Origin of the sequence: Methylobacterium sp. WL8, from assembly GCF_008040045.1 — a bacterium.
Lineage (GTDB): Bacteria > Pseudomonadota > Alphaproteobacteria > Rhizobiales > Beijerinckiaceae > Methylobacterium > Methylobacterium cerastii.
In genome coordinates, this window is record NZ_VRVF01000002.1 from 21,702 (window position 1) to 40,466 (window position 18,765).

General features: G+C 70.3%; 19 protein-coding genes and 1 pseudogene. 10 read left to right on the plus strand and 10 right to left on the minus strand.

The features are described from left to right. Positions 1-2: 2 nt before the first annotated feature. The 4 genes from purF to alr all read right to left on the minus strand — a co-directional run bounded on the left by purF (position 3) and on the right by alr (position 5,066). On the minus strand, positions 3-1,481 hold the full coding sequence (gene purF / locus FV234_RS00940) for an amidophosphoribosyltransferase (RefSeq protein ID WP_147827843.1): 1,479 nt from the start codon (positions 1,479-1,481) through the stop codon (positions 3-5). Between the two features lie 184 nt (positions 1,482-1,665). Beyond that, a complete protein-coding gene (locus tag FV234_RS00945) occupies positions 1,666-2,274 on the minus strand; it encodes a CvpA family protein (RefSeq protein ID WP_147750480.1) in 609 nt (202 codons plus the stop codon). Between the two features lie 219 nt (positions 2,275-2,493). Further along, the gene (gene radA, locus FV234_RS00950) at positions 2,494-3,933 is read right to left on the minus strand and encodes a DNA repair protein RadA (RefSeq protein WP_147827844.1); all 1,440 of its coding nucleotides are present in this window, start codon (positions 3,931-3,933) and stop codon (positions 2,494-2,496) included. Positions 3,934-3,980: 47 nt separating this feature from the next. Next, positions 3,981-5,066, minus strand: a complete 1,086-nt coding sequence (gene alr / locus FV234_RS00955; RefSeq protein ID WP_246686096.1) for an alanine racemase — start codon at positions 5,064-5,066, stop codon at positions 3,981-3,983. Positions 5,067-5,260: 194 nt separating this feature from the next. Here alr and FV234_RS00960 point away from each other — a divergent pair, with 194 nt between their 5' ends. Next, the gene (locus FV234_RS00960; protein ID WP_147762643.1) at positions 5,261-5,578 is read left to right on the plus strand and encodes a cupin domain-containing protein; all 318 of its coding nucleotides are present in this window, start codon (positions 5,261-5,263) and stop codon (positions 5,576-5,578) included. Between the two features lie 9 nt (positions 5,579-5,587). On the opposite strand, the gene FV234_RS00965 is transcribed toward FV234_RS00960, so the two are convergent. From FV234_RS00965 to rpsF, 6 genes are all read right to left on the minus strand, one after another. After that, positions 5,588-6,070, minus strand: a complete 483-nt coding sequence (locus FV234_RS00965) for a DUF29 domain-containing protein (RefSeq protein WP_147827846.1) — start codon at positions 6,068-6,070, stop codon at positions 5,588-5,590. 34 nt (positions 6,071-6,104) lie between these two features. Next, a complete protein-coding gene (locus FV234_RS00970) occupies positions 6,105-7,592 on the minus strand; it encodes a replicative DNA helicase (protein ID WP_147750485.1) in 1,488 nt (495 codons plus the stop codon). A 273-nt stretch (positions 7,593-7,865) separates the two neighbouring features. Next, a complete protein-coding gene (gene rplI / locus FV234_RS00975) occupies positions 7,866-8,438 on the minus strand; it encodes a 50S ribosomal protein L9 (protein ID WP_147750486.1) in 573 nt (190 codons plus the stop codon). Between the two features lie 50 nt (positions 8,439-8,488). Continuing rightward, positions 8,489-9,523: a hypothetical protein gene (locus FV234_RS00980; RefSeq protein WP_147762645.1), complete on the minus strand. Its 1,035-nt coding sequence runs from the start codon at positions 9,521-9,523 to the stop codon at positions 8,489-8,491. A 146-nt stretch (positions 9,524-9,669) separates the two neighbouring features. After that, the gene (gene rpsR / locus FV234_RS00985) at positions 9,670-9,936 is read right to left on the minus strand and encodes a 30S ribosomal protein S18 (protein WP_147725733.1); all 267 of its coding nucleotides are present in this window, start codon (positions 9,934-9,936) and stop codon (positions 9,670-9,672) included. 3 nt (positions 9,937-9,939) lie between these two features. After that, a complete protein-coding gene (gene rpsF, locus FV234_RS00990) occupies positions 9,940-10,413 on the minus strand; it encodes a 30S ribosomal protein S6 (RefSeq protein WP_147762646.1) in 474 nt (157 codons plus the stop codon). A 518-nt stretch (positions 10,414-10,931) separates the two neighbouring features. Here rpsF and FV234_RS00995 point away from each other — a divergent pair. The 9 genes and pseudogenes from FV234_RS00995 (at position 10,932) to FV234_RS01035 (ending at position 18,683) form a co-directional block, all read left to right on the plus strand. Beyond that, positions 10,932-11,207: a hypothetical protein gene (locus tag FV234_RS00995; protein ID WP_238272603.1), complete on the plus strand. Its 276-nt coding sequence runs from the start codon at positions 10,932-10,934 to the stop codon at positions 11,205-11,207. A 235-nt stretch (positions 11,208-11,442) separates the two neighbouring features. Next, positions 11,443-12,204, plus strand: a complete 762-nt coding sequence (locus tag FV234_RS01000; RefSeq protein ID WP_147827848.1) for a pyridoxine 5'-phosphate synthase — start codon at positions 11,443-11,445, stop codon at positions 12,202-12,204. Beyond that, complete coding sequence (gene acpS / locus FV234_RS01005) at positions 12,201-12,614, plus strand: holo-ACP synthase (protein WP_147750491.1); 414 nt, start codon at positions 12,201-12,203, stop codon at positions 12,612-12,614. Before FV234_RS01000 ends, acpS begins: the two co-directional genes overlap by 4 nt. Before the next feature lie 139 nt (positions 12,615-12,753). Next, positions 12,754-13,551 (plus strand): signal peptidase I, encoded by a 798-nt coding sequence (gene lepB, locus FV234_RS01010; protein ID WP_147750492.1) that lies wholly within the window; start codon positions 12,754-12,756, stop codon positions 13,549-13,551. 8 nt (positions 13,552-13,559) lie between these two features. Beyond that, positions 13,560-14,354, plus strand: coding sequence for a ribonuclease III (gene rnc / locus FV234_RS01015; protein WP_147827849.1), 795 nt, complete (start codon positions 13,560-13,562; stop codon positions 14,352-14,354). 5 nt (positions 14,355-14,359) lie between these two features. After that, a complete protein-coding gene (gene era, locus FV234_RS01020) occupies positions 14,360-15,358 on the plus strand; it encodes a GTPase Era (protein WP_147750522.1) in 999 nt (332 codons plus the stop codon). A gap of 221 nt (positions 15,359-15,579) precedes the next feature. Further along, positions 15,580-16,500 carry a methyltransferase gene (locus FV234_RS01025; RefSeq protein WP_147827850.1) on the plus strand — a complete coding sequence of 307 codons (921 nt, stop codon included), beginning with the start codon at positions 15,580-15,582 and terminating at the stop codon, positions 16,498-16,500. Positions 16,501-16,528: 28 nt separating this feature from the next. Further along, positions 16,529-17,230 (plus strand): annotated as a pseudogene (locus FV234_RS01030) (pseudouridine synthase); the annotation flags it as partial. 190 nt (positions 17,231-17,420) lie between these two features. Then, positions 17,421-18,683: a diguanylate cyclase gene (locus FV234_RS01035; protein WP_187273543.1), complete on the plus strand. Its 1,263-nt coding sequence runs from the start codon at positions 17,421-17,423 to the stop codon at positions 18,681-18,683. Positions 18,684-18,765: the final 82 nt, after the last annotated feature.

An 18,765-nucleotide genomic window follows, 5' to 3' on the forward strand; every position in this document is an offset into this window, starting at 1 on the left:
GGTCAATCCGCTTCGGCGAGCATGGCGAGGCGCTTCGGGCCGGCGATGGCCAGGTCCGTCAGGCCGGTCGGGTAGTCGCCGGTGAAGCAATGGTCGGTGTATTGCGGGCAGGCCTCGACGCGCTCGTTCTCCCCCATCGCCCGGTACAGGCCGGGGATCGACAGGAAGGCCAGCGAGTCCGCGCCGATGTAGCGGCGCATGCCCTCCAGGTCGTGGGTGGCGGCGAGCAGCTTCTCGCGCTCGGGCGTGTCGATGCCGTAGAAGTCGGGATAGGTGATCGGCGGGCTCGCGATGCGGAAATGCACCTCCGCCGCGCCGGCCTCGCGCATCATCCGCACGATCTTCACCGAGGTGGTGCCGCGCACGAGGCTGTCGTCGACGAGCACGATGCGCTTGCCCTCGATCGCCGCGCGGTTGGCCGAATGCTTCATCCGCACGCCGAGCTCGCGCACCGATTGCGTCGGCTGGATGAAGGTGCGGCCGACATAGTGGTTCCGGATGATCCCCATCTCGAAGGGGATGCCGGTCTGCTGGGCAAAGCCGAGGGCGGCCGGCACGCCGGAATCAGGCACCGGCACCACCACGTCGGCCGGCACCGCGGCCTCGCGGGCAAGCTCGACGCCGATGTTCTTGCGCACGGCGTAGACGCTCTTGCCGTTCACCACCGAATCCGGCCGGGCGAAGTAGATATACTCGAAGATGCACGGCCGCATCGGCACCTTGTCGGCGAAGCGGATCGACTCGATGCCGTCCTCCGAGATCACCACGACCTCGCCGTTCTCGACGTCGCGCACGAACTTCGCGCCGATGATGTCGAGCGCGCAGGTCTCGGAGGCCAGCATGTAGCGGCCGTCGAGCTCGCCGAGCACCAGCGGGCGGATGCCGAGCGGGTCGCGGGCGCCGATCAGCTTCTTGTTGGTGAGCGCGACGATGGCGTAGGCGCCCTGGATCGCCTGCAGCGCGTCGATGAAGCGCTCGACGATCCGGGGTTTCCGCGAGCGCGCGGCCAGGTGCAGGATCACCTCGGTGTCCGAGGTCGACTGGGTGATCGCGCCGTCGCGCACGAGGTCGCGGCGGATCGAGAGCGCGTTGGTGAGGTTGCCGTTATGCGCCACCGCCAGCCCGCCGCCGGCGAGTTCGGCGAAGAGCGGCTGGACGTTGCGCAGGATGGTGCCGCCGGTGGTCGAGTAGCGCACGTGGCCGATTGCGGCACGGCCCTTCAGCCGCTCGATCGTGCCGCCGTCCGAGAACGAATCGCCGACGAGCCCGGGGCGGCGCTCGGAATGGAAGACCTCGCCGTCGAAGGCGACGATGCCCGCCGCCTCCTGGCCGCGGTGCTGCAGGGCGTGCAGCCCGAGCGCGACGATCGCCGAGGCGTCGGGATGGCCGAAGATGCCGAAGACGCCGCATTCCTCGCGGAGCGTGTCGCCATCGGTCTCGGGATCGAACACGGAATCCACGGTTGCGGCGTGGTGTGACATGGCCTGAGGTCGATCCCTGGTTGCCGTCCGCCGGAATGCCGCAAGGGGCCGCCCGGAGCGGATCCGCGCGGTCGGCCCGCGGCGCCGTCGTCAAGGCGTTATCTGAGCGCTCGCGGCATCGCAACCAAGCCGGATCGAACGCAGGTCAGGGTGACCGCGGCGACATAAGCATGCGGAGGCGGCCTCAGCGCCGCGGCGCGGGCACGGCCGGGGTGGTCGGACGCACCACCGGAGTCTCGGTCTCGGCCGGCGCGTCGACCGGCTCGTTCTGCGGGGTGTCGACCTTCGGCTTCTTGAACTGCTTGAGGAAGCCCTCCGGGTTCTCGGGCAGCTGTGCGACGAGCGCGTCGCCGGACTTCTCGAGCATCGGGCGGGTGCGCGCCTCGGCGGCCCAGGTCGGGACCTTGCCCTGGACCAGCCAGGACAGGAACACCCAGCCGATCACGCAGATCAGGAAGCCGCGGGCGGCGCCGAACAGGAAGCCGAGCGAGCGGTCGATCGCGCCGATGCGCGAATCGAGCACCACGTCGGAGATCTTCACGGTGATGATGGAGACGACGATGAGCGTGCCGAGGAAGATCGCCGCGATCGAGGCGACGAGGGCCACGGTGTCGCTGGTCACGTGCTGCTTCACCGTCGGCAGCAGCATCGGATAGAGCGACCACGCCACCGCGGCGGCGGCGACCCAGGCGATGATCGCCAGCACCTCCCGCGTGACGCCGCGGACGGCCGCCAGCAGCGCGGAGATCACGACGATGCCGAGCACCACGAGGTCGAGGACGGAAAACGGCATCTGCGGGTTCGGATCGGATGGGGAGATGCCACGACGAAAGCGATGCGGTCTGCGGCTCCCCTGGGACCGCGCGCGCTTTATATCGCGGTGAAACTCGGCCGTCACCCTCGGCGGCGACCGCCGGCCGCCGGAACCGCCGGTTGCAGACAGGCTTCTGCGGCTTGGTTGAAATCCACAACCCAGCGCGGATGGTTCGTCGAGCGGGATAGAGCCGGGCGCTCAATCCTCGTCTTCGTCGTGGGCTGTGTGGCGGCGCTTGCCCGAGCCGACCCGTCGCGGCCCGTTGGCGGCGATTCCGGCCACGAGGTCGGCGATGTGGCGCAGCGACTCCGTCGCGAACGCCCGATCCACCGTCTCGCCGCGCCCCTGCGGGGTCATCGCCTTCGCGAAGCCGAGCTTCTGCGCCTCCTTGAGGCGTGCGCCGGCCTGCGCCACCGGCCGGATCGCGCCCGATAGGCCGATCTCGCCGAAATACACCGTCTCCGGCGGCAGCACCGCGCCCGACAGGGACGAGACGAGGGCTGCCGCGACCGCCAGGTCCGCCGCAGGCTCGGAGATGCGCAGGCCCCCGGCGACGTTGAGGTAGACGTCGTGCGTGCCCAGCCGGATGCCGCCATGGGCTTCCAGCACCGCGAGCACCATCGAGAGCCGGTTCGGGTCCCAGCCGACGACGGCCCGGCGCGGCATGCCGAGCGACGAGGGCGCGACCAGCGCCTGGATCTCCACGAGCAGGGGGCGCGTGCCCTCCATCCCGGCGAAGACCGCGGTGCCGGCGGCCTGGTGGTCCCGGCCGGCCAGGAACAGGGCGGAGGGGTTCGGCACCTCGGCCAACCCCATGTCGGTCATCTCGAACACGCCGATCTCGTCGGTCGGCCCGAAGCGGTTCTTCACCGCCCGCAGGATGCGGAAGTGGTGGCCCTGGTCGCCCTCGAACGAGGCGACGGCGTCGACCATGTGCTCCACCACGCGCGGGCCGGCGATCTGCCCGTCCTTGGTGACGTGGCCGACGAGGATCACGGCCGTGCCCGTGGTCTTGGCGAAGCGGATGAGGGATTGCGCCGAGGAGCGCACCTGCGTGACCGTGCCGGGCGCCGACTCGACGGTCTCGGTCCACATGGTCTGGATCGAGTCGATGATCGCGAGCGCGGGCGGGCGCCCCTGCGACAGGGTCTCGACGATGTCCTCGACGTTGGTCTCGGCGGCCAGCTCCACCGGGTGGCCCGACAGTCCGAGGCGCTCGGCGCGCAGGCGCACCTGCCCCACCGCCTCCTCGCCGGAGATGTAGGCGACGCGCTCGCCGGTCCCGGCCATGGCGGCCGAGGCCTGCATCAGCAGGGTCGACTTGCCGATGCCGGGATCGCCGCCGAGCAGGATCACCGAGCCGCGCACGAAGCCGCCGCCGGTGACGCGGTCGAGCTCGCCGATGCCGGACGGGATGCGCGGCGCCTCGCGGGCCTCGCCGGTCAGGCCTTCGAGGGGGAACACGCGCCCGCGGGCGCGGCCGGGCCGGGTCGCGGCCGGTCCCGATTGCGGGCCGGAGCCGCCGGGCGTCTCCTCGACGATCGTGTTCCAGCCGTTGCAGGCCTCGCAGCGCCCGCGCCAGCGGTTGTAGACCGCGCCGCAGGCCTGGCAGATGAAGGTCTGGTGGATCTTTGCCATGCGCTCGCGACGAATCAGCGGGTCCGGCTCCGTGGCGGAGGACGGCGTCAGCCCCCGATATACGTGCGAACGTAACGGGAACCCAGCCCCGTCAGGATCTCGTAGCCGATCGTGCCCGCGGCTTGTCCGACCGTATCGACGTCGAGCGCGTCGCCGATCAGCGTGGAGACGCCGCCGCGCGCGGCCTCGGGCGCCTCGGTGACGTCGAGGATGATCAGGTCCATCGAGACGAGGCCGAGGATCGGACAAAGGATGCCGGCCACGAGCGCATGACCGCGGCCGCTCGCGGCACGGGGATAGCCGTCGGCGTAGCCGAGCGAGAGCGTCGCGAGGCGCCGGGGGGCGGGTGCGGTCCACCGCCCGTTGTAGCCGGCCTGCGCGCCGGCCTCGACGTGGCGGATCTGCAGGATCGTCGCCTCCAGCCGCACCACCGGCCGCATCGGGTTGGCGGCGCGATAGGGCGTCGGGTTGCCGCCGAACAGCGCGTAGCCCGGGCGCAGCAGGTCGTGATGCGTCGCCCCGTCGAGGAAGACGCCCGACGAGTTCGCGAGCGAGCCGGGAATGCCGGGGAACGCCGCGCGCACGCGTGCGAAGTCGGCGATCTGCCGGCCGTTGACCGGCTCCCCGGGCAGCTCGGCGCTGACGAGGTGGCTCATCATCAGGTCGATTCCGGCGGCCGCGATCCGCGGGTCGCCGGCGAGCGCCAACGCGTCCGGGACGGAGAGCCCGAGGCGGTTCATGCCGGTGTCGACGTGCAGCGCGGCGGCCCGCGTCCCGCCTCCGAAGGCGGCCCAATCGGACAGCTCCTGCACCGAGCCGAGCACCGGGCGAAGGTCCAGTGCCGCATAGGCCGGCATCGCGCCGGGCAGCAGCCCGTTCAGGACGTAGATCGCAGCCTCCGGCAGCGCATCCCGCACCCGTGCGGCCTCTCCGAGATGCGCGACGAAGAACGTGCGGCAGCCGGCCGTCCACAGCGCCCGCACGACGGCGTCGGAGCCGCAGCCGTAGGCGTCGGCCTTCACCACCGCGGCGCAGGCGCGGCCCGGCGCCTCGGCCGCGAGCCGCCGCCAGTTCTCCGCGACGGCGCCGAGATCGACGGTGAGGCGGGCGCCGTGCCCGGTGGCATCTGTCACGGTGCTGTCTCGGGAAATCGTCGAGCTCCGAGGTTTTTGCCAAACGTGCGGTCGATTCGCCATGCGTGCGGGCGACCCGCAAGGCATGCCATTAACGCGCCAGCGGCCGGAAGGCACGGCGCCTGCAAGGCTGGGCTCCCGCCGACGCCGGAGCCGTCGGCGCGTCGAAGGCCCGCGAGGAAGGATCACCGAGAATGGCGTTCGCCTGCACGATCCCGGCGATTCCCACCGTCCAGCAGGACGATGCGACGCTTCGCATCACCCGGTGGGACTTCGCCCCCGGCGCGGTGACCGGCTGGCACGAGCACGGTTGGCCCTACTTCGTGGTGATGCTGGTGGCCGGGACGCTCCGGGTCCACGACGGCGAGAAGGTCGGCGAGACCGCGCTCGCCGCGGGGCAGGCCTACAGTCGCCCGGCCGGCATCCGCCACGACGTGATGAACGGCTCGGATCATCCGATCGCCTTCGTCGAGATCGAGGTGAAGCAGCCCGGTGCGCTGGTGACGCTGTAGCGCAAACGCCTACGAGACCTCGGGTTCGGGCGGCCACGCGATCGCGCGGGTCATGATCGCCTCGTAGGGATACGGGCACGCGGCGGGGAACACCGACTCGTCGAGGCCGGTCTCGCCTGCGGCCTCGATCCGAGCCCGGCGGTAGGCGCGAGCCAGGAATTGCGGAAGCAGCGGCACGAGGCTCGGGCAGTCCTCGATCCGTTCGGCGACCGAGAGGCGCTGCGTCTTGATCGAGGTGGCCCAGCCGCACGTGCGCCGCTGGGGCTGGTGATCCCATTTCAGCAGGTGAAGCAGGATCACGCGCAGGGCGCTCGTCAGGGCATGGTGTTCCGTGCGGGACAAGGCTTCGATCTCATCGGCGAGATGCGCGAGATCGAGGCGATCCCAGGTGCCCGCGCGCAGGTGCGCGGCCTGCTCCAGCGACCAGGCCGCGAGGTCGGCCTCGTATGCCGTTCCGGATCTCGGGCTCTCCACGCGTCTCGGCGCCGCCACGGTCGTCCTCCTTCATTCGCGCGGTCACAGCCTATCACATCTGGTCCGGCAGCCGGTCGCTCTGGGCGAGGTTGGAGAACCGGGTGATGTTGGCGTCGAACTGCAGCTCCACCGTGCCGGTCGGGCCGTGGCGCTGCTTGCCGAGGATGACCTCGGCCTTGCCGTGGACGCGGTTCATCTCCGCCTCCCAGGCGAAGAACTCCTCGGTGCCCTCGCGGGGCTTCTTGTTGTTGACGTAGTATTCCTCGCGGAACACGAACATCACCACGTCGGCGTCCTGCTCGATCGAGCCCGATTCACGCAGGTCCGAGAGCTGCGGGCGCTTGTCGTCGCGGTTCTCGACCTGGCGCGACAGCTGCGACAGCGCGATGATCGGCACCGACAGCTCCTTGGCCAGCGCCTTCATGCCGGTGGTGATCTCGGTCATCTCCTGCACGCGGTTGTCCGAGCGCTTGCCGGAGCCGGCGAGCAGCTGCAGGTAGTCGACGATCAGCACGTCGAGGCCCTTCTGGCGCTTGAGGCGCCGGGCGCGGGCGGCGAGCTGCGCGATCGAGATGCCGCCGGACTGGTCGATGTAGAACGGGATCGTCTGCATGTCGCGGGCGGCGTCGGTGATCTTGTAGAAGTCCTCCGGCCGGATGTCGCCGCGGCGGATCTTGTAGGAGGGCACGCCCGACTGCTCGGCGATGATGCGGGTGGCGAGCTGCTCGGCCGACATCTCGAGCGAGAAGAACCCGACGATGCCGCCGTTCTTGGTCTTGATCGTGCCGTCGGCCTGCTTCTCGCCCTGGTAGGCCTTTGCGATGTTGAAGGCGATGTTGGTCACGAGCGAGGTCTTGCCCATGGCCGGACGGCCGGCGAGGATGATCAGGTCGGAGGATTGCAGGCCTCCCATCTTGGCGTCGAGGTCCGAGAGCCCCGTGGCCAGCCCCGATAGCTTGCCCTCGCGCTGGTAGGCCTTGGCCGCCATGTCGACGGCGGTGGTCAGCGCGTCCGAGAACTTCTGGAAGCCGCCGCTGTACCGGCCGGCTTCCGCCAGCTCGTAGAGCCGCCGCTCCGTTTCCTCGATCTGGTCGCGCGGCGCCTGCTCGACGGGCGCCTCGTAGGCGCCGTTGACGAGGTCCTCGCCGATGGTGATCAGCCGGCGGCGGATCGCGAGGTCGTAGATCGTGCGGCCGTACTCGCCGGCGTTGATGACGGTCGTGGCGTCGGCGGCGAGCCGCGCGAGGTATTGCATCACCGTCTGGCCGCCGAAGTCGGCGTCGCCGAGATAGGTCTTCAGGGTGATCGGGGTCGCGAGCTTGCCTGCCTTGATCAGCGAGGTCGCCACCTGGAAGATCTGCTGGTGGGCGTCCTCCATGAAGTGCTCGGGCAGCAGGAAGTCCGAGACGCGGTAGTAGGCGTCGTTGTTCACCAGCATCGCGCCGAGCAGCGCCTGCTCCGCGTCGATGTTGTGCGGCGCGACGCGGTACTCCGCCTGCACGGCTTCGAGCTTGGCCGCTAGGGCATTGGGCAGGGCCATCGGCGGTCGCTCCGAATCGATGCGGGCCGGGCCGGCCCCGCATCCCGAACAAGATCCGACGACCATGGCACCGGTAGGGTTGACCGATGCTTAGCCGCCGACGTCCGCGTCACGGTAGCCCGGAACGCGAGGACGCCCGCCCCTCGGTTCGAGGAACGGGCGTCCATCTTGGAACAAACGATGAACGCGTCAACCCTCTTGGGGCGCCGTCCCCGCTGTCACCGCCATCCACAGCCCTCCGTCTCCATCGCAGGAGGCGGGAGGGCGGCGCGATCAGCCGCGGTCGTCGGCGCCTTCGCCGGCCTCGGCCAGCGCCATGCCGACTTCCAGGCCGAGGTCGTCGAGGTTGAACGCCTCGCGCTCGGTGACCGACTCGCCGCGGGCCTGACGCTCGGCCTCCTCGGGGCTGCGGGCGACGTTGACGGTGACCTTCACGTCGACCTCGGGGTGCAGCACCACCGGGACCACGTGCAGGCCGAGCGTCTTGATCGGCTGGTTCAGGGTGAACTGGCCGCGCTCGACGGTGAAGCCGTCCTTGGTCACGACCTCGGCGAGGTCGCGGGTGGAGACCGAGCCGTAGAGCACGCCGGACTCGCCCGACTGGCGGATGAGCACGAAGGTCTGGCCGTCGAGCTTCTCGGCGACGGCCTCGGCGTCCTTCTTGCGGTCGAGGTTCTTCGCCTCGAGCTGGGCGCGCTGGGTCTCGAAGTGCTTCTTGTTGCCCTCCGTCGCGCGCAGCGCCTTGCCGCGGGCGAGGAGGAAGTTGCGGGCGAAGCCCGGCTTCACGTTCACGGTCTCGCCCATCTGGCCGAGCTTGGCGACGCGCTCAAGCAGGATCACTTCCATGGTCTTCGTCCTTCTCTCAGTGGGGCCGCCGCTGCGGGCCGGCCGGGGTCTCAAGGGGCCGCGCCGTCGGGTCGACGGCGGCGGTTGAGCGCGGTGTCGGCGAGGCCGAACAGGGTGAGCACGATCAGGGCGATGCCCTGCGTGAAGAACAGGATCAGGTAGAGGCCGAACAGCATCATGCCGCGGGCGGGCCGGCCGCGGCTGCGATCGTGGAAGGCGGCGAGCCCCTGCAGCGCGAAGACCGCGCTCACCGAACCGACGAGTGCGGTGCCGAGGACGCCCGCGTAGCCCGGCGCGAAGGCGAGGACCGCCGCCACCGCCAGCAGGCCGAGCATGGTGCGCGGCATGATGGTCGCAGGGATGTCCGGCCAGGGCCGCGGCAGGCGGCCCGAGAGCTGGACGATGCGGGCGGAGGCCCAGAGATAGAAGGTCAGGAGCAGGGCGAGACCGTTCGCGGCGAAGGCCGGCACGGTGCGGGCCAGCGCGTCGACCAGCTCGGCATGGGCTTCCGCGGCCGCGGGCGCGGCGTCGGCGGTCTCGCCGGGCTTGCCAGCTTCGGCCTTGTCGGCGGTGGCCGTGTCGGCGCCCGGCTTGTCCGTACCGGGTTTGGCCGGCGCGCTCGGCAGGTCGCGCATCTGGGCGCGGACGATGGTTCCGGCCAAGCCCTTGAGCTGCCCCTCGAACGCCTCGTGGCTCGGCGCCGACATCACGGCGATGGCGATGAAGGCGAGCGCCGCCGTGGCTCCGGTCCAGCCGAGCAGGCGCCCGGTCGGATACCATTCGAGGGTGCCGTCGGCGTTCGGGCGGCCGAGCAGGGCGAGGTAGGCCAGCCACCAGGCCGGCACCGCGAGGTAGGCCGCAAAGCCCAGGCCGAGATAAGGGGAGACGACGAGCGCCAGCGCGAGGCTGCCGGAGGCGGCCGCCGCGAGCGCGGCGCGCGAATTCCAGCCGAGACCCACGATGAGGATCGGCAGGGGCGCCAGGAGGTAGAGGACGATCGCGAGCGGGGTGGCCTTCAGCAGCATTCCGAACAGGAGTGCCGAGACGAGGCCCGCGCCGATACCGATGCCGAGGTTCTGGACCATGAAATCCGCTGTCCCGCCGCCGCGCTCGAAATGCGGGCGGGGTTAGAGGCAGGAAGCGCCCCAACGATCGGGCGGCGGTGATGTCCGCCGCCCGGGAATCGAGGCCGCCGGCTCGGTAGACCGGACCGGCGAACCTCGTGAAAAGCCTACTTGATGACGTAGGGGAGCAGGCCGAGGAAGCGCGAGCGCTTGATCGCCTGGGCGAGCTCGCGCTGCTTCTTGGCCGAGACCGCGGTGATGCGGGACGGGACGATCTTGCCGCGCTCCGAGACGTAACGCGACAGCAGCTTCACGTCCTTGTAGTCGATCTTCGGCGCGTTGGCGCCGGAGAAGGGGCAGGTCTTGCGACGACGGAAGAACGGACGACGGCCACCGCCGCCGGCGGCTCCACCAGCACTTGCACCGAATGCCATGGCTTAGTTCTCCCCGCCGAAGTTGCGCTCGGGCCGGTCGCCGCGATCGCCGCGATCCCCACGGTCGCGGTCGCCGCCGAAGCCGCCGCCGCCACCACCGAAGCCCTCGTCGTCGCGACGACGGCCGCGCTCACGATCCTTGCGGTCGTCGCGGTCGCGCTTCTGCATCATCGCGGACGGCTCGTGCTCGAGCTCTTCCACGCGGATGGTCATGAAGCGGAGCACGTCTTCCGAGATCTGCATCTGGCGCTCCATCTCGGCCATGGCGGCCGGGGGGGCGTCGATGTTGAGCAGGGTGAAGTGCGCCTTGCGGTTCTTCTTGATCCGGTAGGCGAGGGACTTGACGCCCCACATCTCGATCTTCTCGAAACGTCCGCCGTTCTGTTCGATGACGCCCTTGTAGGTCTCGATCATCGTCTCGACCTGCTGGGACGTCACGTCCTGGCGTGCCAGGAATACGTGCTCGTAGAGAGGCATTACGGGCCCTTCAGCTTGAATGAGGCCCGGACATGCAGATGCACGATGAGTTCCGGGCCGGTTCGGTTCGCGAGATCGCCCGGCGCCAAGCCCTCCGAGCCGTTTAAGGGGCCCGAGCGGTTGATCGAAGGCGGAGACACGGGACGACGGCTCATTCGGATGTCGCCCGAGGCGACGCGAAGAAAGCCTGTGCCGCGAACGGCACCGTCCGTTCAGCCCCCAGCCGGAGCGAACGCGAAGGGGGCCGATAGTCGGTTTCGCCGAAAATCGCAAGGCCCGCCCGCAAGGCCGGATCGAGAAGGCGCACCCGCCGGGTCGCACGGATGCTTGCCCGGTAGCGATCGCGCCGCGCGAAGCGCTTCGGGACGGCGACAGTGATTTATCAGTCGCGAAAATCGAAATGTGGACAGATGGTTAGGCCCGGTTCCCTGTGGCCGGGCATCGCCGCGAAAAAATTCTTCCGAACTATCGGTGTCGCGCAACGTTCCTGATCCACATCGATCAAATAAAGGATACATCTGATGCGTAAGACCCTCATCTCCGCCACGGCGCTCGTGCTCGCGCTGTCGGGTGCAGCGTTCGCGCAGTCCGCCACCGGCAACATGAACAACCCCGGCAGCGTGAAGAGCAACTCCGAGAAGGCGATGGAGAAGGGTGGTACCGTGCGCGGCGACATGCCGGCCACCACCGGCACCGCTCCGGGCGCCGCGGGCGCCGCCACCACGATGCCGGCCGCCCGCGAGGACGGCACCCGCACGGTTCCGGGCAACGCCGGCGCCAACCCGGTTCGCTAAGCTCTGCATACCGCCGAGTCTTTCGGCATCTTCGGAAAGGCTGGGCGTATCGCGCCCGGCCTTTTCGCGTTCGAGGGCGCCTTCGAGGGAGGGCGCGACGATCCGCCGGCGGGCGCATCCGCCTTCGAAGCCCCGGCGATGCGGCGGATTTTCCGCTCCGGCGAGGCGCCACGGCGGCGCGATCTGGGCTATGGACGACGCGTCCAACCCGATGCCCTCTGATAAAGGTCGGCGTATGTCGGCACAGCCTCTCCGCCTCGGCGTGAACATCGACCACGTCGCCACCGTCCGCAACGCCCGCGGCGGGGCCTATCCCGATCCGGTGAAGGCCGCGCATCTGGCGGTGGAAGCCGGTGCCGACGGGATCACCGCGCATCTGCGCGAGGACCGGCGGCACATCCGCGACGCCGACATGGAGGCGCTCGCCCGCACGCTCACGGTGCCGCTCAACTTCGAGATGGCCGCCACCGACGAGATGGTGGCGCTGGCGCTCAAGCTGAAGCCGCACGCCGCCTGCCTCGTCCCGGAGAAGCGCGAGGAGCGCACCACCGAGGGCGGCCTCGACATCGTCGGCGGGCGCGCGCACCTGGCGCCCCGCATCCGGGCGCTGGCCGAGGCCGGCATCCGCGTCTCGCTGTTCGTCGAGCCCGACCCCGCCGTGATGGAAGCGGCCCACGCGCTGGGCGCGCCAGTGGTGGAACTCCACACCGGCAGCTACTGCGAGGCCGCGATCGCGGGAGACGCGGCGGCCACGGCGCACGAGCGCGACCGGATCGTCCGCGCGGCCGCGCACGGGCAGGGTCTCGGTCTCGAGATCCATGCCGGACACGGGCTCACCACCGGCAGCGTCGGGCCGATCGCGCGGATCCCGGAGATCCGCGAGCTCAACATCGGCCACGCCCTCATCGCCGACGCGATCTTCGTCGGGCTGCCCCAGGCGATCCGCGACATGCGCACCGCGATGGATGAGGCCCGCGCCGGAGGCCGGGGCCGATGATCCTCGGGATCGGTTCCGACCTCTGCGACATCCGCCGGATCGAGCGCTCGCTGGAGCGCTTCGGCGAGCGCTTCACCCACCGGGTGTTCACCGACGGCGAGCGCGCCCGATGCGACCGCAAGGCCGCTCGCGCGCCCTCTTACGCCCGGCGCTTCGCCGCCAAGGAGGCCTGCGCCAAGGCGCTCGGCACCGGCCTCGCCAACGGCGTGTTCTGGCGCGACATGGAGGTGGTGAACCTCCCCAGCGGTCAGCCGACCCTCCGCCTCACCGGGGGTGCCCAGGAGCGGCTCGCCGCGATGCTTCCGGCCGGCCACGGGGCCAAAGTCCACGTCACGCTCACCGACGATCCGCCGATGGCACAAGCTTTCGTGATCATCGAGGCCGTGCCGGAGGGTACCGGACGGGATTGACGCGCGATCCCGGCGCGTTGCGGGGGAACCCGGGTTGGTCTAGACCCCCGCGACGCAACGGACACGGGTGGGGCGCCGCGGGCGGCGCCCGCGCGGGCCGTCGGCCTCGTCCCGGACGGATCGCCAGACGGATCGACAGATGGAACGCGCGCGCTTGGATCGGGACGGAAAGCACGAAGTCCGCACGCAGCCGGGCACCTGGGCCAGCATCCGCGAGACGCTGAAGGTCGGGATCCAGGCGCTGCTGATCGCGCTCGTGGTGCGCACGCTCCTGTTCCAGCCGTTCAACATCCCCTCCGGCTCCCTGATCCCGACGCTGCTGATCGGCGACTACCTATTCGTGTCGAAGTACTCCTACGGCTACTCGAAATACTCCCTGCCGTTGAGCGAGTACCTTCCGATCAAGTCGGAAGGGCGCGTCTGGGCGGCCGAGCCCAAGCGCGGCGACATCGCGGTGTTCAAGCTGCCCAAGGACAACGCCACCGACTACATCAAGCGGGTGATCGGCCTGCCCGGCGACAAGATCCAGATGATCGACGGCGTGCTCAACATCAACGGCAAGCCGGTCAAGCGCGAGCGCATCGCCGACTACGAGACCATCGACCCCTACGGCCAGGCGACGAAGGTGCCGCAGTACAACGAGACGCTGCCGAACGGCGTCGTGCACCACACAATCGAGCGCGACGGCGACAACGGGTTCTGGGACAAGACCGAACTCTACACCGTGCCGCCGGGCCACTTCTTCATGATGGGCGACAACCGCGACAACTCGACCGATTCGCGCGACCTCGCCAACGTCGGCTACGTGCCGTTCGAGAACTTCGTCGGCCGCGCCGAGATGATCTTCTTCTCGATCGACGAGGGTACGCCCGCCTGGCAGATCTGGAACTGGCCGGCCCACGTGCGCTGGGGCCGCCTGTTCTCGACGATCCACTGACCTCCGCCTTGGCCGACGAGGCGCGCCCCTCCGCCCGCGCCCGGCGCAAGGCGCGGCCCAGGCCCGACCTGTCGGCGCTGGAGGCGCGGATCGGGCACAGCTTCGCCGACCCGTCGCTGCTCGTCCGCGCGGTGACGCATGTCAGCAAGGCGGCCGGCCGCGTCGGCAGCTACCAGCGCCTCGAGTTCCTCGGCGACCGCGTCCTCGGCCTCGCCATCGCAGACAGGCTCTACGCCGCCTTCCCGGAGGCCGACGAGGGCGACCTTTCGCGGCGCCTCGCGGGCTTGGTTCGGCGCGAGACCTGCGCCGCCGTCGCCACCGCCTGGGACGTCGGCCCCCACCTCGTCCTCGGGCAGGGCGAGGTTTTGGGCGGCGGGCGCCGCAACCAGACGATCCTGGCCGACGTGTGCGAATCCATCCTCGGCGCGGTCTACATGGATGCCGGCTACGAGGCCGCCCGGGCGCTTATCGAATCCGCCTTCCGCCCGGCCGAGCCGACCGGCGCGCCCCGCGGCCGCGACGCGAAGTCGGCGCTGCAGGAATGGGCGATGGGCCGCGGCCTCGCGATCCCGGTCTACGAGGTCGTCGAGCGCTCCGGCCCCGACCACGCCCCGCATTTCCGCATCGCCGCCCGCGTCGCCGGGCTGGAGGCGGGGATCGGGGAGGGGCCTTCGAAGCGCCTCGCCGAGCAGGACGCCGCCCGCGCCGTACTGGGCCGCGAGGGCATCGTCGAGGGTGGCGGCCCTGGCGGGCACGAGGCAAGGCACGGGGTCGGCGAGCGGCCGAGCGAGGACCGAACATGAGCGCGATGGCCCAAGAAGAGCCCCAGGACGACCCGCAGGACGATTCCGAGGACGCGTTCGAGGCGGCGCCGGAGCGGGCGCCCCCGAGCCTGCTGCCGGGCACGCCCACCGATGCCAAGGCCGGCTTCGTCGCCCTGATCGGCGTGCCCAACGCCGGCAAGTCGACGCTCCTGAACAGCCTCGTCGGCACCAAGGTCTCGATCGTCTCGCGCAAGGTCCAGACCACGCGGGCGCTGGTGCGCGGCATCCTGATCGAGGGCTCGGCCCAGGTGGTGCTCGTCGACACGCCCGGCATCTTCCAGCCGAAGCGCAGGCTCGACCGGGCGATGGTCCACTCCGCCTGGAGCGGGGCGGCCGACGCCGACGCGGTCTGCCTGCTGGTCGACGCCCGCAAGGGGATCGACGAGGAGCTGGAGACGATCCTGGCGCGCCTGCCGGACGTGCGCCGGCACAAGATCCTGATCCTCAACAAGATCGACCTCATCCTGCGCGAGAAGCTGCTCGCGCTGGCCGAGGAGCTGAACAAGCGCATCCCCTTCGCCGACACCTTCATGATCTCGGCGCTGAACGGCGACGGCATCGCCACGCTGAAGCAGGCTCTGGCCAAGCTGATGCCGGCCGGCCCCTGGCTCTACCCGGAGGATCAGGTCTCGGACGCGCCGATCCGCATGCTCGCTTCGGAAATCACCCGCGAAAAGCTCTACGACCGGTTGCACGAGGAGCTGCCCTACCGCTCCACCGTCGAGACCGATCAGTGGCAGGTGCGCAAGGACGGCTCGGTGCGCATCGAGCAGACCATCTTCGTCGAGCGCGAGAGCCAGCGCTCGATCGTGCTCGGCAAGGACGGCCAGACCATCAAGGCGATCGGCACGGCGGCCCGCCGCGAGATCGCCGAGGTGGCCGAGACCACAGTGCATCTGTTTCTGCATGTGAAGGTGCGCGAGAACTGGGCCGACGACCCGGCCCGCTACCGCGAGATGGGCCTGGAATTCCCGCGCGGCTGATTCTTTTCGGCGCGCGCCTTTTCGAATCGCGCGAAACGGCGTGTTGATGCGTCGGGCTCCCCGTGCCGACCCGGCGGTGAGCGGATTCCGCGACGACGAGCCGACCGCGTATCCCGAGCCGTTCCCGCGCGGAGCGGCCGCATCGCGGCGTCGCCCGCATCCTCCATGGCCTCTTCCGTCGACTGACACCGAAATCCGCGACACCGAAATTCACGACACCCATGTCCGACACGTCCTTATCCGATGCCGTCTACGGCCTACCGCCCGCGGAGCTCGCCGACGTTCCGCCCGGCGCCGTCCAGGTCTCGCCCCTCGTTCCCGGGTCGGCCCGACTGGAGGATTGCGCCGACCTGAGCCTCGCGCGGGTCTGGATGCTCGCGCCGCCCGGGACCGTGGAGCGCCGCTTCGTCCTGGCGCAGGCGCTTCGCGCACTCCGGCCCGGCGGCGACCTCCTGGCGCTGGCGCCGAAGGATCGCGGCGGGGCGCGGCTCGCGCGTGAACTTTCCGACCTCGGCTGCGGCAGCGCCGAGGAGGCCAGGCGCCACCACCGGATCTGCCGCGTCGTCCGGCCCGAGGGCGCGTTGCCGCTGGACGCGGCGCTCTCCGAGGGCGCACCGCGCCACATCGACAACCTCGCGCTCTGCACGCAGCCCGGCATCTTCTCGTGGGACCGGCTCGATCCCGGCAGCGCACTGCTGCTCGCGACCCTGCCTGCGCTGAAGGGCGCCGGCGCCGACCTCGGCTGCGGCCTCGGCATCCTGGCGCGCGCGGTGCTGGCCTCGCCCGCCGTCACCGCGCTGACGCTGGTCGACGTCGACCGCCGCGCCGTCGAGATGGCGCGCCGCAACGTCGGCGACCCGCGTAGCAGTATCCGCTGGGCCGACATCCGCGCCGCCGACCTGGGCCTGACGCGCCTCGACTTCGTGGTGACGAACCCGCCCTTCCACGATGGGGGTGCCGAGGACCAGAAGCTCGGCCAGGTCTTCATCCGCCGCGCCGCGGAGGCGCTTCGCCCCGGCGGCAGCCTGTGGCTGACGGCCAACGCGCACCTGCCCTACGAGCGCGTTCTCGGCGAGGCCTTCAAGGCGGTGACGGTGAAGGCGTCGGCCCACGGCTACAAGGTGTTCGAGGCGCGCAAGTGAGGCGGATTCGTCCGAGTCGGGGTCTTCGATGAGCAAGGTCCCGACCGCCCGGCTCGACAAGCTGCTGGCCAACCTCGGCTACGGCTCGCGCCGCGAGATCGCGGGCCTGGCGCGGGCCGGCCGCATCGTCCTCGACGGCGCGTCCCTCGACGACGCGGGCGCCCGCATCGCCGTGACCCTGGACCTGCCCGCACGCCTGACCGTCGACGGCGAAGGCATCGACCCGCCGCCCGGCCTCGCGCTGATGCTGCACAAGCCGCTGGGCGTGACCTGTTCGCACAAGGAGGCCGGCCCGCTGGTCTACGGGCTGCTGCCCGAGCGCTGGCGCCGCCGCGACCCGGCGCTCTCCACCGTCGGCCGCCTCGACAAGGAAACCTCCGGCCTGCTGCTCCTGACCGACGACGGCGCGCTGCTGCACCGGATCATCGCGCCCAAGGCCAACGTCGCCAAGCGCTACCGCGTCACGCTGGATCGCCCGCTCCGGGGCGACGAAGGCGCGATCCTCGCCGCCGGCACCCTGACCCTGGAGGACGACGACAAGCCGCTCCTCCCCGTGGGATTCTCCGCCGACGACGCGACCCACGCCACCGTGACCCTGCACGAGGGCCGCTACCATCAGGTCCGCCGCATGTTCGCGGCGATGGGCAACCACGTCACGGCCCTCCACCGAGACCGCGTCGGCGGGCTCGACCTGCCGGCCGACCTGCCGGCGGGGGCGTATCGGGTGATGGATTCGCTCGCGATCGCAGCGGTCTTCGCGGCGGCGGAGTTGCCCGGCGGTCGGTCCTACGCGCCCACCTGCGGATGCGTGGTCCATCTTGTCGCAGGCGCCGACGATGCGACGGCGTCGATCGACGATGAAAACGCTTCGAAAGGTATCTAGACCTAAGGTGGTCGCCGAGAGGCCGAGGTACGCGTCGATGCAATCCTACGATATCGGCGAGGGCTTGCAGCCGGACATCGTCGAGCGTGAAATCGCGGCGGGAAGCCGCCGGCTCGCCTTCGCGCGGCCGATCGAGACGTTGTTCGAGCGGAACGGCCGGGAGGCCCGCGCCCGCGTCATGACGATCACGACCCTCGTCGGGGTGCTGGTCTACGACCTGTTCCTCGTGCTGGACCAGATCCTCCTGCCCGACGTCTTCGCGATGATGGTCGTCGCCCGGATCGGGATCTTCACGCCGTTCGCGCTCGGAATGCTGTGGATCGCACGCCGGCACCCGACCCGGTTTCGGATGGAAGGCAGCTCGGTGGTCTGCGGCCTGCTCTCCCTGCTGTTGCCGACACTTGTCCTGGCGCAGAGCGACAGCGTCTTCAAGCTCAATTATCGGTACACGAACGTTCTCATCATGATGTTCGTAGCGGTGGTCCAGCAGAACCGCTTTCGATACGCGCTCATCGCGCTCGTATCGAGTATCGCCATCCATTTCAGTGTGATATTTTGGTGGAGAATGTTCGACGTCGCCAACTCCATGGCGATCGTCATGTTCTACTCGACGTGCTTGATCCACCTCTCGATCGCGGCCTACATCATCGAATACCACGAGCGCAGGAGTTTCCTCTTCGGGCTCCATGCCACCCTGCTTCGCGAGCAGATCACGCGCGCCGCGCGGACGGACGCGCTGACCGGCCTCTTCAACCGGCGGTACCTGGCCGAATACTTCGACGCCCTGGCCCCATCGCCGCCGGTCCGCACCATCCTGGCGATCCTGCTCGACATCGATCACTTCAAGGCCTTCAACGACAGCCGCGGTCATATCGAGGGCGACGACTGCCTGCGCCGGGTGAGCGCCGGCGTCGCCGCGGTCGCCGCCCGGCGCGGCGGGGTGACCTTCCGATTCGGCGGCGAGGAGATCCTGATCCTGGTGCAGGGCATGGAGCTGGCCGACGGCATGCAGCTGGCGGAGGCGGTGAGGGCGGCCATCGAGGCGACCGCGATCCCGCACCCGGCGCTCGGGGCCGGCCGCGTGGTCACCGCCAGCCTGGGCGTGGCCGGCGGCCTCGTGCCGGGCATCGCGCTGAGCGACCTCGTCGCCGCCGCGGACACCGCGCTCTATGCCGCCAAGCGGGCCGGCCGCAACCGCGCGCTTCCCGGCCCCGTCCCCGTGGCGGCGGAGCAGGACGGTCCTCCCTCGCACCGGTCGGAGCCCGGCGACACCGTTGCCCCGGCGGCGATCCTCTGCTAAGGCCCCGCCCATTCCACACGCGGAGCCGGCCCCATGCCTGAATGGGGCGTTTCCGGTGATCGGCTGAAGCTTCAGCCGGTCG